14 protein-coding genes are annotated in these 12,903 nt (G+C 55.7%); 4 read left to right on the top strand and 10 right to left on the bottom strand.

What is annotated here, in order from left to right:
• The gene (locus tag ACR0NZ_RS03650; protein ID WP_480516986.1) at nt 1-786 is read right to left on the bottom strand and encodes an enoyl-CoA hydratase; all 786 of its coding nucleotides are present in this window, start codon (nt 784-786) and stop codon (nt 1-3) included.
• 58 nt (nt 787-844) lie between these two features.
• Here ACR0NZ_RS03650 and ACR0NZ_RS03655 point away from each other — a divergent pair, with 58 nt between their 5' ends.
• Nucleotides 845-1,288, top strand: coding sequence for a PaaI family thioesterase (locus ACR0NZ_RS03655; RefSeq protein WP_480472700.1), 444 nt, complete (start codon nt 845-847; stop codon nt 1,286-1,288).
• A 60-nt stretch (nt 1,289-1,348) separates the two neighbouring features.
• Here ACR0NZ_RS03655 and ACR0NZ_RS03660 read toward each other — a convergent pair whose 3' ends face one another.
• Nucleotides 1,349-1,576 carry a DUF1127 domain-containing protein gene (locus ACR0NZ_RS03660; protein WP_480472702.1) on the bottom strand — a complete coding sequence of 76 codons (228 nt, stop codon included), beginning with the start codon at nt 1,574-1,576 and terminating at the stop codon, nt 1,349-1,351.
• A gap of 98 nt (nt 1,577-1,674) precedes the next feature.
• Here ACR0NZ_RS03660 and ACR0NZ_RS03665 point away from each other — a divergent pair, with 98 nt between their 5' ends.
• The 3 genes from ACR0NZ_RS03665 to rpsI all read left to right on the top strand — a co-directional run bounded on the left by ACR0NZ_RS03665 (nt 1,675) and on the right by rpsI (nt 4,190).
• Complete coding sequence (locus ACR0NZ_RS03665) at nt 1,675-3,078, top strand: aminotransferase-like domain-containing protein (protein ID WP_480472704.1); 1,404 nt, start codon at nt 1,675-1,677, stop codon at nt 3,076-3,078.
• Nucleotides 3,079-3,239: 161 nt separating this feature from the next.
• Nucleotides 3,240-3,698: a 50S ribosomal protein L13 gene (gene rplM / locus ACR0NZ_RS03670; RefSeq protein ID WP_480472706.1), complete on the top strand. Its 459-nt coding sequence runs from the start codon at nt 3,240-3,242 to the stop codon at nt 3,696-3,698.
• Nucleotides 3,699-3,704: 6 nt separating this feature from the next.
• Entirely contained in the window at nt 3,705-4,190 is a 486-nt protein-coding gene (rpsI, locus tag ACR0NZ_RS03675; RefSeq protein WP_209503959.1) for a 30S ribosomal protein S9, read from the top strand.
• 68 nt (nt 4,191-4,258) lie between these two features.
• Here rpsI and ACR0NZ_RS03680 read toward each other — a convergent pair whose 3' ends face one another.
• The 8 genes from ACR0NZ_RS03680 to ACR0NZ_RS03715 form a co-directional block, all read right to left on the bottom strand.
• Nucleotides 4,259-5,419, bottom strand: a complete 1,161-nt coding sequence (locus ACR0NZ_RS03680; protein ID WP_480472708.1) for an ABC transporter substrate-binding protein — start codon at nt 5,417-5,419, stop codon at nt 4,259-4,261.
• 25 nt (nt 5,420-5,444) lie between these two features.
• Nucleotides 5,445-7,331 (bottom strand): AMP-dependent synthetase/ligase, encoded by a 1,887-nt coding sequence (locus tag ACR0NZ_RS03685; protein WP_480516988.1) that lies wholly within the window; start codon nt 7,329-7,331, stop codon nt 5,445-5,447.
• 5 nt (nt 7,332-7,336) lie between these two features.
• Nucleotides 7,337-8,110: an ABC transporter ATP-binding protein gene (locus ACR0NZ_RS03690; protein WP_480516990.1), complete on the bottom strand. Its 774-nt coding sequence runs from the start codon at nt 8,108-8,110 to the stop codon at nt 7,337-7,339.
• A complete protein-coding gene (locus ACR0NZ_RS03695) occupies nt 8,107-8,871 on the bottom strand; it encodes an ABC transporter ATP-binding protein (RefSeq protein WP_480516992.1) in 765 nt (254 codons plus the stop codon). Before ACR0NZ_RS03695 ends, ACR0NZ_RS03690 begins: the two co-directional genes overlap by 4 nt.
• A complete protein-coding gene (locus tag ACR0NZ_RS03700) occupies nt 8,868-9,965 on the bottom strand; it encodes a branched-chain amino acid ABC transporter permease (RefSeq protein WP_480516994.1) in 1,098 nt (365 codons plus the stop codon). The genes ACR0NZ_RS03695 and ACR0NZ_RS03700 overlap by 4 nt, the downstream gene beginning before the upstream one ends.
• A gap of 3 nt (nt 9,966-9,968) precedes the next feature.
• Nucleotides 9,969-10,844: a branched-chain amino acid ABC transporter permease gene (locus ACR0NZ_RS03705; protein WP_480516996.1), complete on the bottom strand. Its 876-nt coding sequence runs from the start codon at nt 10,842-10,844 to the stop codon at nt 9,969-9,971.
• A 75-nt stretch (nt 10,845-10,919) separates the two neighbouring features.
• Nucleotides 10,920-11,948, bottom strand: a complete 1,029-nt coding sequence (locus ACR0NZ_RS03710) for an alcohol dehydrogenase catalytic domain-containing protein (protein WP_480516998.1) — start codon at nt 11,946-11,948, stop codon at nt 10,920-10,922.
• Nucleotides 11,949-12,156: 208 nt separating this feature from the next.
• Complete coding sequence (locus ACR0NZ_RS03715; RefSeq protein WP_480517000.1) at nt 12,157-12,711, bottom strand: hypothetical protein; 555 nt, start codon at nt 12,709-12,711, stop codon at nt 12,157-12,159.
• Between the last annotated feature and the right edge of the window lie 192 nt (nt 12,712-12,903).

Below are 12,903 nucleotides of genomic sequence, written 5' to 3' on the forward strand. Positions count from 1 at the left end.
TTATTGGGACCAATTTGGGGGACGTTTTTCGATAAAGGCTGAAATGCCTTCTTCTGTATCCCGGTACAGCATGTTCTGCGCCATTACGTCACCGGCATAGGCATAAGCCTGATCCAGCGGCATAAGAAGCTGTTGATAAAACGCCTCTTTACCGATTTTGACAGCGGATCCCAGCTTGGAAGCAACCAGTTCTGCCAGCGCATTGGCTTCGTGTTCAAGACGCGTCTCGGGGACAACGCGGTTGACCAAACCCAAATTAGCCGCACGTTCGGCTGATATGAATTCACCAGTCGTCAGCATTTCAAATGCCTGCTTTCTGGGGATATTGCGGCTGAGGGCCACCATTGGTGTCGAGCAGAACAAACCGATATTGACGCCGTTCACCCCAAACCTTGTGCCTTCCGCGGCGACGGCCATGTCACAGGTGGCTACCAGCTGACACCCGGCGGCGGTTGCAATGCCGTGGACCTGTGCGATGACGGGCTGGGGTAGGGACTGGATCGACATCATCACTTTCGCGCAGCGCGAAAACAGGTCATTGAAATAAGCTTTGCCACCATCTTCGGACTGGCGTCCGGCCGTCATCTGTTTCAGGTCGTGCCCGGCGCAAAAAACCTTACCCTGACCCGCCAGGATCACAGCCCGGATCGACGTGTCTTCACGCAACGTGTCCAGTTCAGCCTGAAACGCCGACAGCATCTCGTCACTCAGCGCGTTCAGCCGCTCTGGGGCGTTCATTGTAAGCCGTGCAACAGCGCCGGTGTCGTTACGTTCCAGAATTGCCATCTTGCCCTCCGATCACATGTTGGGCCAACTCTAGGTCGGTATGAGCAGGAGGGAAAGCATGGCTTTGGCAATGAACCGGGACGAACTGTCACAATACCTAAAGGAGGTTTTCCCGCAGGTGCATAAAGACTTTGTCGTCGAGGACCTGACCGAAGATACAATCACCATGCGCCTTGTTGTGAAGGATCAGCATCTGCGGCCGGGGGGTACGGTTTCGGGACCATCCATGTTTGGGCTGGCTGATGTTTGTGTATACGCGATGGTTCTGGCGCGAAAAGGGCGTCAATCCCTGGCGGTCACAACGAACAGTTCCCTGGATTTTCTACGCAAACCAGCAGGCAACACGGACATGATTGCTATATGTCGCCTGCTGAAACTGGGCCGGACTTTGGCCGTCGGTGACGTACTTATGTATTCCGATGGCGCGGAAGACCCTGTTGCCAGAGCGACGATGACCTATTCCCTGCCACCTGCAGGGTCCGCGGCCGCGAAATTCGGATAAAAAAGACCGGGGACAAGCCCCGGCCCAGGAAGAGGTCCCAATAATGGGACTGGGGATCAGTTAAATCTGCCAAAAATGGCGCTTTACCTCGCGGCGCGCATCATGGCGTGTCAGACCGACGTCTTTCAGCAAGCGGTCATCCAGATAACTAAGATTGACGCGGCTACGGCGACGACGCTCCCATTGAGTGACCGCTGCCGCAAACCGCACGGCCAGTGCAGCGGCCAGAGGCAGCCGGGGGCTGTCGGTCAGCAGCAGAAGGGCGGGGGTGTGCATTGTGCGTGTCATCTCGGAATTCCTTTCAATTGTATTGACACAAATCAGTTGTACTTGGTACACGTGACTGATACATTTGAAATTGTGTCAAAAGCAAAGGAAGAATTGTAATGGATACAATTTGGCCAGAGGCGCTACCGAAATCCAAAGGACCGAAATACACTCTGGTTGCTGACACAATTCGAAAAGCCATAGATAACAAATCTTTGGAAGTGGGCGTCAAACTTCCTCCGGTGCGCGAACTGGCGTATCGCCTGCAAATAACGCCTGGTACAGTCGCGCGCGCCTATACAATCCTGACAGATGAGGGGTTGTTACAAGCCGAAGTCGGGCGTGGTACATTTGTTGCGCCGCCAAAATCGCCCATTCTTGACGACGTTTGGGCGCGGCAACTGCATCTTCGGGACGACAAATACAATGCCAATGTAAGTCTGTTCAGCCCTAGGTTGGCAGATATGGGGCAGGTGTCCCTGATCCGTGAATGTCTGAAAAAAGTGTCGCAAGCCGATCCGGGTTTGTTTCTGAATTACCCGACGCGTGACGCGTACCAGCCCGTGCGACAGGCGGTTGTGGACTGGTTGTCAGACCTTCCGCTGGGCGCACTGACCCATGATGATATTGTGTTGACACATGGCGGCCAGAACGGGCTTTGCGTTGTGTTTCAGACGATCCTGCGCGGGCCCAAACCTGTCGTACTGGTCGAGGACCTGTCTTATGCCGGGTTCCGTCGCGCAGGCGAACTGATGCGCGCGGAAGTGGTCGGTGTGAAGATGGACAGATGGGGTGTCGATCCGGCAGCGTTAGAACATGTTCTGCGCCACACGACAGCGCAGGCCGTCTGCGTGTCGCCAGAAGTTCAAAACCCAACGGGCGCACACACACCGTTGGAGCGGAGGAAAGAGATCGTTGAGATTGCCCGTCGCTTTGATTTGCAGATCATTGAAGATGATTGCTATCGCATGGGCGATGCCCGAGAGCCCAGCTTTCGGGCACTGGCGCCTGAACGGGGATGGCATGTGTCATCAATCTCGAAGATTCTGACACCGGCATTGCGTGTGGGTTTTGCTATCGCCCCCAGAGAAAAAAGTGTGGATCTGCGCCGGTCCGCTGAATACGGATATTTCGGATTGGCCCAGCCCTTGGCGGAATTGACCCGCCTTCTGCTGTCCGATCCGCGTACGCGTCAGATCGCCAAGGATGTGCGCACGCGGATGGGGGATTATCTACGCGTTGCCGTCAATACCCTGGGTGGGTTTGATCTGAACTGGGCCCCGGACGTTCCCTTTGTCTGGCTGAGCCTTCCGTCTGGCTGGCGGTCGGCTGCATTCAGTCGCGCGGCCGAGCGGGAAGGGATACAACTCCGATCCGCCGACGAGTTCGCGCTGCGCGATGGACGCGCGCCGAACGCGGTACGTATTGCCATGAATGGTCATGTGTCACTGGAACGGTTCGAGGACGCGATGCAGCGCCTGCGTGTTCTATTGGACAATCCGCCTGAACAAATCAGCGTTTGAATATGGGGTAATATATTACCTATTTTCTAAGTATTTGGTTTTACATGCATAAATAAGACTAATGCCGCTTGACCTGCGTGCAGGCACCTCATAAAACCCGTCCATCGAATTCGGGCCGCTCCGCTGGGGCGGTCTTTCACATCAAACAGGACTATCCTGCCATGAAAACCTTTTCTGCAACACCTGCAGACATCGACAAGAAGTGGATCCTGATCGACGCTGAAGGCGTTGTTCTGGGCCGTCTTGCTTCGATCGTCGCCATGCGCCTGCGTGGCAAGCACAAAGCGTCGTTTACTCCGAACATGGACATGGGCGACAATGTCATCGTGATCAACGCTGACAAAATCCAGATGACCGGCAAGAAGCGCGAAGAAAACTTCTACTGGCACACTGGCCACCCGGGCGGCATCAAGTCGCGCACCAAACAGCAGATCCTGGATGGCGCACACCCCGAGCGTGTTGTCTTCCAGGCCGTCAAGCGTATGCTGCCAGGCAACCGCCTGTCGCGCCAGCAGATGACCAACCTGCGTATCTATGCCGGTGCCGAGCACCCGCACGAGGCCCAGGCCCCCGAAGTTCTGGACGTCAAGTCCATGAACAAGAAAAACACCCGGAGCTAATGACCGATGGTTGATCAGATCAATACTCTCGAAGAGCTGAGCGCCGTCGCAGGCGTTGAAACCGTGGCCGAAGAAGTCATCGTACGTGAACCCGTACGTGACGAGCTGGGCCGCTCCTATGCCACTGGCAAGCGTAAAGATGCTGTTGCCCGCGTTTGGATCAAGCCGGGTTCCGGCAAAGTCACCGTAAACGGCAAAGATCAGGACGTCTATTTTGCACGCCCCGTTCTGCAGCTGATCCTGCGCCAGCCGTTCCAGGTTGCCGGCGTAGAAGGTGAATTCGACGTTGTTGCAACCGTCAAAGGCGGTGGCCTGACCGGTCAGGCCGGTGCGGTTAAGCACGGCATCTCGAAAGCGCTGCAACTCTATGATCCGAACCTGCGTGGCGCACTGAAAGCCGCTGGCTTCCTGACCCGCGACAGCCGCGTTGTGGAACGTAAGAAATTCGGTAAGCGCAAAGCCCGCCGTTCGTTCCAGTTCTCGAAGCGTTAATTCGCCGGGAATACCCAAAAGAAAGGGCTCGCACTTGCGAGCCCTTTTGCTTTGCGCGGGTCAGGGATTCATTCTTCGTAAACGAGTTTCCACGCACCGTTTTCAACAACGTTGACGAACACAGTATCCGCGCCCTGATGGTCTTCAGGACCATAGGTTATGTGGTTGCCAACCAGATCGTCCTGATAATCCAGCGTTTCCATCGCTGCGATGAAACTGTCCTGCGTCAGATCAGGGCCTGCGGCCTCCAACGCCTTAACCATCATTTCAGCCGCCGAATAACCCAGCATGGCAAATCCGACCGGATCTTCGCCTGTGGCTGCCTTGTATTCCTCGATAAATGCGGCCGGGGCAGGTTGATCCGCGCGTGCCCAAAGGTCCTGCCATGAGGCTGCCGCGTAGAATCCATCGGTCACGCCACCAGGAACCTGCGCCACGACCGTCAGGAAACTGGCTGATGTGCCGAGAAATTTCATATCGGTCAGGCCCATTTTCTTAGCGGTGCCCACGACAGTGATCGCCTGCCGCACCCCAAGCGCCATGGTGACGATATCACAACCCTCTTCCTTGAGCTTGCTCAGCGATCCGACGAAATCTGTCTCATCCGGTTTATGGGTGGTTTCTGATCCAAAAGTGAGCCCGGCTTCTTCGGCTCCGGCCTTGCTGCCTTCTAGAATTTCCTCACCAAAATCTGTCGGCAGGTACATGGTGCAGACCGTCTTTGAGCCAAACTCGCCAGCCAGATAGTTCACACCGACACGCGCCTGATCGAAATAGGTCGAGAAGGAGGTGAACTTGTTCCGCATGGGTTCCTGCAACATCTGACGCGCAGCTGTAAGAGGCGCTACGTTGGGAATGCCTTTGGGATCCAACAGCTTGAACCCTGCCATGTTCATCGGCGTGCCAAGCGATTGCAGCATGGCAAATACCTTGTCGCGATTGAGCAGTTTGTTATAGCCCTGCATCGCACGTGGCATCTGATAGCCGTTGTCTTCGACCACGTAACGAATTTTTCGCCCGTGCACGCCACCGGCTGCATTCACCCGATCAAAGACGACATTTGCACCTTTGGTTGCCGGAACACCCACTGCGGCGAATATCCCGCTCAGGTCGTTGACAGAACCAATGACAATCTCATCATCGGTCACGCCCTGTGTTTGCGCCCAACCAAGTGTTGCCGATGCTGTCAGCAGTGATGCAGCCGCCAGACTGTTGCGTAATTTCTTCATCTCTTTCCTCCCGTTAATCTTTTGGTCAAGTGTACATGTCTTCGATCAGATGCCCGTGTTTCTTTTCAACCAGTCCGCGTTTCAGCTTCATCGTCGCAGTCAGTTCGTCGTCTTCAGCGGTCAGCAGGACGTCGATCAGACGGAAATCCTTGATCTGTTCGACCCGCGCAAATTCTGCATTAACAGCGGCAATTTCCGAACTGATCAACTGCCTGATTTCCGGTGCCGCGCATAGCGAGGCAAAATTCGAGAAGGGGATTTTATGGCCCTGCGCGTATTTTTCGACATTTTCCTGATCAATCATGATCAGTGCCGTCAGAAATTTGCGCCTGTCCCCGATGATGATTGCGTCCGCGACATAATGACTGAACTTAAGGCGGCTTTCGATCTCGGCTGGGGTGATGTTCTTACCACCTGCGGTGATGATGATATCCTTCAGGCGGCCCGTGATGGTGACATAGCCATCCTTATCTATTGACCCCATATCCCCGGTACGCAGCCAGCCATCGGCGGTGAAGGTTTCTGCTGTCTTCGCGTTGTTGCGCCAGTATCCCTGAAATATGTTCAGGCCCTTTAGTTGGATTTCGCCATCGTCCGAGATGCGAATGTCGCACCCTTCGACAACTTTGCCTATGGTTCCGATCTTATTGCTGTCTGTGGTGTTGAGCGTGGCGAGGCCCGAAGTTTCGGTCATCCCGAACCCTTCCACCAACGGCACGCCGATGGACCAGTACCATTTTAGCAGATCGGTCGAGATTGGCGCGGCGCCTGTTCCGCCTCGTCGCAGTTTGTCCAGACCCAACATTCGGCGCAGGTTTTTCAAAACCAGCTGATCCCAGAACCAGAATCTGGTGGCGACGCCGGATGGAACTGGTTGGCCTGCGCTCAGATATCCGGCACGGCGCGCACCAGTTTTTAATGCCAGGCCGAATGCCAGCCGCCCCAAAGGCGTGGCTTCCTGTGTCAGGATCTGGACGTGTGAGTAGATCTTTTCCCAAACCCTTGGCACCGCTGTGAAGGTTGAGGGCGAAACCTCCTGAAGGTTTGCGAAAACAGTTTCAGGGCTTTCGGCAAAATTGACAGTGCAGCGGGCCGCCAAGGGGAAATAGACCGAGACATTACGTTCCAGAATGTGACACAGAGGCAGGAAACACAGCTGTTCATCGCTGGGCAGCGCTGGCAGCACCCGTGCAGCGGATTCGATGGCGGCCAGGATGTTTTCATTGCTAAGCATTGCGCCTTTCGGCTGACCGGTTGTACCCGACGTATAGACCAGCAAGGCAATGTCCTGCGGTTTGGCCAATGCGATTTCCGCTTCGAAGCGCCCGGGCTCGGCCAGTTCCGCCTCTTGGCCCAAGGCGAACAGCTCGTCGATCATCATGCAGCGCGGATGGTTCAGGTCATGCAGCCCTTCGTCCTCGAGGATGATCACCTTGATCAGATCGGGAACCTCGGCCTCAATTCCCAGAAACTTGTCCAGATGCTCTTCATCCTCGACAATCAGAAACCTGGTGCCGCTGTCGTTGACCAGGTATTGCAACTGACTGGCGGAATCCGTGGTATAGACGCCGGAAGCGATACCGCCAACGCCCTGAATGCCCATGTCGAGCCATGCCCATTCCTTGCGGTCCTCGGACAGGATTGAGACCACGTCGCCGCGTTCCAGTCCCAGCTTGCGCAAGGCCAGCCCGATCCATTTGGCATGCTGCCAGTAATCGGCCCAGGAATAGGATTTCCAGATACCCAGGTCTTTTTCGCGATGCGCCGTTCGGCTGCCCAGTTCGGCACATCGGCTTTGGAACAACTCAGCAATGGTGATGCAGCCATCAACGCGTACCGGGCGCTGCCCTGCCGTTGCGTTGAACTGAACGCCGTTTATCATGACCTGAGGGGGTAGGGGCGTGGCGTCCATCCGTCTTACCTCCACGTCTTTTTCCGCTTCCAGCGGCGGCTTTCGCGCGCGCCTTCTTCCTGTTTTCCAAGATAAAAGCTCTGAATATCCTCGGATTGCAAAAGCGCGTCCGCGGCACCGTCCATGACGATGCGACCCACCTCCATGACATAGCCATGATGTGCCAGTTCCAACGCCGCATTGGCATTCTGTTCAACCAGCAACATTGTCATGTTCTGTTCTTCGTTCAGACGTTTGAGAATGCCGAAGATCTCTTGCACCAGCAGAGGAGACAGTCCCAGAGACGGTTCATCCAGCAACATGATACGAGGCCGGGCCATCAATCCGCGCCCTATGGCCAGCATCTGTTGCTGTCCGCCCGAAAGGGTTCCGGCCTCTTGCGACCGACGGTTTTTCAGAATCGGAAAATAACGGAAGACCAGCTCACGATCCTGTTCGATCTGGTCTTTGTCTTTGCGGGTGTAGGCGCCGAGACTTAGGTTTTCATCAACCGTCAGCAGTGGAAAAACTTCGCGCCCTTCCGGGATGTGAACCACCCCGCGCTGGACAACCTTGTGCGGTTCCCAGCCCTGAATGTCGCCGCCATCAAAGGTGATTGTTCCCTTTTCCGGGTCCATCACGCCAGAGATGGTTTTCATCAATGTGGTCTTGCCCGCGCCGTTTGCGCCAAGGATCGACACGATTTTTCCTTCGTGAACATCCAGCGAAACGCCCCGAATGGCCATAATGGGGCCATAAAAACTTTCGACATTACGGACTTGCAAGATCGGGGCGTTCATGAGGCTTTCCCCAGATATGCCTCGATCACGGCTGGATGCGATTGCACGTCTGCCGGAGACCCGAGGGCCAGCTTTGCCCCATCTGCCATGGCCAGGACCCGGTCGGACACGCCCGATACCAATCCCATGTCGTGTTCGACCATCAGCACGGTAATTCCCATTTGGCGCCGGATATCGTCGATCCACCAGCGCATATCGGTCGTCTCTTCCACCGACAGTCCCGAGGCTGGTTCATCCATCAACAGCAGCTTGGGATCGGTCGCCAGGGCACGTGCAACTTCGACCACTTTGCGTACGCCATAAGGCAGCCCTGAAATCATCTTGTCGCGATAGGCCTGCAGGTCGAGGAAATCGATGATCTGTTCGACTTTTTCCCGGCTCTCCAACTCTTGCCGTCGGACCGCAGGGGTGAACAAAAGTTCTGAAATCAAGTTCGTTGTCCGATGCCTGTGTCTTCCGACCAGTAGATTTTGCAGGACAGTTGCGTGTTCGAACAGCTCGATATTCTGGAAGGTTCGCGCCACCCCAAAGGCAGCCACGCCAGACGGTTTAACCTGAAGCAGATCGTGACCATCAAACCGGATCGACCCTGAAAACGGTTCGTAAAAGCGCGAGATCAGATTGAAGACCGTCGATTTGCCCGCGCCATTCGGCCCGACTATGGCAAAGACTTCGCCCTGCTGAACCTGGAAGGACAAATTGTCCACGGCTGTCAGACCACCAAATTTCAGGGTAACGTTTTCAAATTCCAGCAAGTTCATCTCAGACGCTCCGTCTTGAGATAGGATTTCTGCCGTTTGAACATGTCCTTGCGATAGAAAGGAAACAGTTCGAACCAGGTGCGGATTTTCAGCCAACGGCCATAGATGCCCATGGGTTCGAAAAGGATGAATGCAATCAGAATCATGCCAAAGATGCCGAACTCCAGCCCCGGAATGGCAACGGTGTTTCCGCCGATGATCGCGCCGACATATTCCTTTGAAATCGATAGAAACTGCGGCAAAAACCCGATGACGATTGCGCCCAGAAACGCGCCATGGATCGAGCCCAGCCCGCCGATAACGATCATCATCAGCAATTGGATCGAGATCAGGACGCTGAAGGTTTCATTGTTAAACGCACCAGCAAACAGCCCCATCAACGCGCCGGCCCAACCTGTAACCGCACAGGACAGGGCAAACGAAATCATCTTTGTTCGCGCGATATCGATACCCATTGCCTGCGCCGAAACCTCGGAGTCGCGCACGGCGATGAAGCTGCGTCCCAAAGGGGCACGTAGCAGGTTTACGTAACCCAACGTGACCAGAATGGTGACAGACAGAACCAGCCAGAAAAAAAGATCAGGCGTCCCCCAGCGGTCAACCGTAAGGCCAAAGACCTCGACCCCGCCGATATATTTACCCGCGACACCACCAGTGATCGGCTCGGACAGAACAATGATGTCATCCATCAGGATGGACAGCGCCATGGTAAAGATCGCCAGGTAGATACCATGAAGCCTCAGGGCAGGGACTGCGACGGTCACGCCCGCGATCCCGGTCAGAATTCCGGCCAGCGGAAAAGCGACCAGAAAAGGCGCGCCTGCCTCAATCAGGGCCACGTTGGCGTAACAGCCGAAGGCCAGAAAGGCCGCATGGCCCAGACTGACTTGCCCTGTATGTCCAGTCAGGATCATCAGACCCAGACCGGCAATGGTCCAGATCAGAACGTTTGTCAGTTCACCCAGATAGAAATCGTCCAGCACGAGAGGCGCAGCCGCGACGACAAACAGAAGAAGCAGATAAAGGCGCAACTGGAACCCGTCTTTCCACGGGCGGATATCCTGCATGTAGTCGGTTTTGAAAACGATACGCATGGCTCAGACTTTCTTGACCCGGACCTGACTGAACAGCCCGTTTGGTCGGAAGATCAGGACGGCAAGCAGCAAAGCGTATGGCGCGACCTGGCTATAACCTGCCGCAATGTACCGGCTGGCGAAGGGTTCGATAACACCGACAATCAGCCCTCCGGCCAATGCACCCGGCAAACTGCCGAACCCGCCGATAACGGCGGCGGCAAACGCCTTGATACCCAGCAATCCGGTTGTCGGATCCACAGCACCTTTTGCAGCAAAGAGAATTCCGGCAATTCCCGCAACACTTCCGGCCAGAGCCCAGACCCATCCCTGAACACGCCTGACGGGAATGCCCATGTAATAAGCTGCCAGCTGGTTTTGCGAGGCGCCCTGCATCGCCAGCCCCAGTTTGGTGCGGCTGAAGAAAACATAGAGCGACCATGTCAGCAGCACCGTGACGACGATTATCGCGACATCTTCCATCCCCAGCACAAGACCGCCCATACGCACTTCTTTGCCCGCAAGCGGGTTTTGCAGTGTTTGCGGCTCGTGCCCCCAGATCAGACCGGCAATGAAACGGATCACAAAGCCCAAAGCAATGGTCAGTATGACAACGGCGGTCTGGCTTTCACCAAACAGGCGGCGAATGATCAGGCGATCCAGAAGATAACCGAGCGCGGCCATTATTCCCAATGATACCGGCAGAGCGAGCCAGAACGGCAACCCCATATATTCGGTATTTGTCAGGCCGATGGTCACAAATGCGCCCAGCATCATGAAATCGCCCTGCGCAAAGTTAACCGCTTCGGTAGCCTTGTAGATCAGAACAAAGCCAAGCGCGATCAGGCCGTAGACACACCCGTTCGCCAGCCCGCTAATCAGCAGCTGCGCGTTATCCACACTGTCCTCCCTCCACCGGTTTTCCAGCGTCTTGTTCCGCCCGCGTATATCCTCCGGTAACGCAGGTGAATTCTACTATGGGGTGATAATCACCTTTCCGTCACTCTTTTTCAGCGCGTCAGCCAGATTCGGCACAAGATTTTCAAGCGTAAGGTGTTCGGAAACATCCGTTTTCCAGCGACCATCGGCAAAGCGGGCCTGAACTTCGGCCACAACCCGCATCTGGTCAGCGGGCGGCGTCGACATCATCCAGTGCGTCAGCCAGAAACCTTCGATCCGTTTGCCCATGAAGATCAGCTGACCTGTCTGAAAAAGCGTTGGCGCTTGGGTCGAAAGTTTGCCGTAGCTGACCCAGCGCGCCCGGTTTGGCATGGTGCAGAACAGTTTCTCGGACAGTTGATCCGTCACCGCATCAAGGAAGACCCGAGGTTTCAGCGTGGCGCTTATCGCGGCAAACTTCTCGACGACTTCAGGATCGGACGTCACAAGCACTTCGGCTGCTCCAAGACTTTTCAGCATTTCGACTGTCTCGGCCCGGCGCACCAGCGCGATGGGTTTCAACCCCAGATCACGCCCGAGGCTGCACATCAGTTTTCCCAACTGGCTGGACGCAGCGGATATCACAAATGCATCGCCGTCTTCCCTTGCCATGTCCACCATCGCCATCGCGGTAAGCGGGTTGACGATTTGCGCGGCCCCGTCATCATCTGAAATATCCGGACGCAAGGGGATGCACATTTGCATCTGCGTCACTATGTATTCCGCCCAGGCACCGGATCCAGCGGCCACGAAAGCGACACGCAGCCCCTTCAGCGCCTCGGCACCTTTTCCGGTTGCAACGACGTCGCCACAGCCTTCGAATCCGGCCGCGGCACCTTTGACACGCGGCTGGCCATATTCACCCTTGATAAAGTGGAGGTCGGACGGATTGACCGACGACGCGCGCAGGCGGATCAATACCTGACCGGGGCCGGGATTGGGAACGGGCAGTTCCGCTGCTTCAAGCCAGTCGGCCGCATCCTCGATGACTGGTCCGGTCGAAGTGTCCGAGTACCCGCCGTGTTTCAGGATAGCAGCTTTCATTATTTTGGGCAGGTCAGTCATGGGATCATCCTCTAGATGGCGTGTTCAAAGCGCACACCTGTCTAAACAGGAAACTGCCGACTGGTGACATTGAGCGCGGATATCGTGTCGGAGCAGCCAATCAAATGCCGCACACTGGGTCAATTCAGAGAAACGATAACGTAAGGGCACGCCCGAAAAATAGGCGTGAGGGGTAGGGGCCGGGAACGGGCTACCGGCCCCTTCTTTGTTATTGCTGCGTCAACAGCGCGGTCAGTTCCTGAATCTTCAAGGCGATGGTTTCAGGCGACTCTTTAATGTCATTTACGATCTTGATCGCCTGTTCTTTCAGATCCGTGGCCAATGTGCTGTCCTGAATCGAGGTCATGATGCCTTCATAGTCGAAATTGGTGGCGTCCAGCTTGCCTTCCTGAATCCAGGAGTTCAGCAATTCCTGTCCCTGACCCGCCAGCGCCGCCACCTGATCACCGGCCTGCTGTGCTGCCTCGGATGCTTGTTCCGCGACAGACGAAGCCGCCTCGCTGGCTTGATCGGCAACCGACGATGCGGCTTCCTGAGCCTGTTCGGTCAAGGATGAACCTGCCTCGCTGGCCTGTTCTGTTGCGTCTTCAAGCGCGTCAGTCGCAGCTTCCTGAGCGGTTGCCGCGGCATCAGCCACTGCATCGCCCGCCTCCTGCGTTGCGGATTGCACTTGTTCAGCCGGGGTTTGTTCGGACTGGTTGAGATAGTAGTAACTACCAACACCGACAGCGGCGATGATGATCAGGATAAGAATACGCGACATGTGTGTCTCCTTTGGAAAATGTGTCGCCGGGATGCGTTAAATGTAGCGGATATACAAAGGGGAATTCCTGTGAATTCTCAGCAGAATAGAGGTTTGAGCCGGGCTACGCTGATTGCACCCGATTTCACGGCAAGAACACGCCGGGTGACCTAAGCCACTACAGTTTCTGACAACGGACCACTTGCAATTTTG

It is taken from the genome of Ruegeria sp. AE3 (assembly GCF_056542225.1).

Bases quoted from the DNA above. Each gene is read 5' to 3' on its own strand.
- ACR0NZ_RS03665 (WP_480472704.1), top strand. From the start codon at position 1,675: ATGGATACAATTTGGCCAGAGGCGCTACCGAAATCCAAAGGACCGAAA.
- ACR0NZ_RS03655 (WP_480472700.1), top strand. From the start codon at position 845: ATGGCTTTGGCAATGAACCGGGACGAACTGTCACAATACCTAAAGGAG.
- ACR0NZ_RS03685 (WP_480516988.1), bottom strand. From the start codon at position 7,331: ATGGACGCCACGCCCCTACCCCCTCAGGTCATGATAAACGGCGTTCAG.
- ACR0NZ_RS03680 (WP_480472708.1), bottom strand. From the start codon at position 5,419: ATGAAGAAATTACGCAACAGTCTGGCGGCTGCATCACTGCTGACAGCA.
- ACR0NZ_RS03650 (WP_480516986.1), bottom strand. From the start codon at position 786: ATGGCAATTCTGGAACGTAACGACACCGGCGCTGTTGCACGGCTTACA.
- ACR0NZ_RS03710 (WP_480516998.1), bottom strand. From the start codon at position 11,948: ATGACTGACCTGCCCAAAATAATGAAAGCTGCTATCCTGAAACACGGC.
- rpsI (WP_209503959.1), top strand. From the start codon at position 3,705: ATGGTTGATCAGATCAATACTCTCGAAGAGCTGAGCGCCGTCGCAGGC.
- ACR0NZ_RS03690 (WP_480516990.1), bottom strand. From the start codon at position 8,110: ATGAACGCCCCGATCTTGCAAGTCCGTAATGTCGAAAGTTTTTATGGC.
- ACR0NZ_RS03715 (WP_480517000.1), bottom strand. From the start codon at position 12,711: ATGTCGCGTATTCTTATCCTGATCATCATCGCCGCTGTCGGTGTTGGT.
- ACR0NZ_RS03700 (WP_480516994.1), bottom strand. From the start codon at position 9,965: ATGCGTATCGTTTTCAAAACCGACTACATGCAGGATATCCGCCCGTGG.
- ACR0NZ_RS03660 (WP_480472702.1), bottom strand. From the start codon at position 1,576: ATGACACGCACAATGCACACCCCCGCCCTTCTGCTGCTGACCGACAGC.
- ACR0NZ_RS03695 (WP_480516992.1), bottom strand. From the start codon at position 8,871: ATGAACTTGCTGGAATTTGAAAACGTTACCCTGAAATTTGGTGGTCTG.
- rplM (WP_480472706.1), top strand. From the start codon at position 3,240: ATGAAAACCTTTTCTGCAACACCTGCAGACATCGACAAGAAGTGGATC.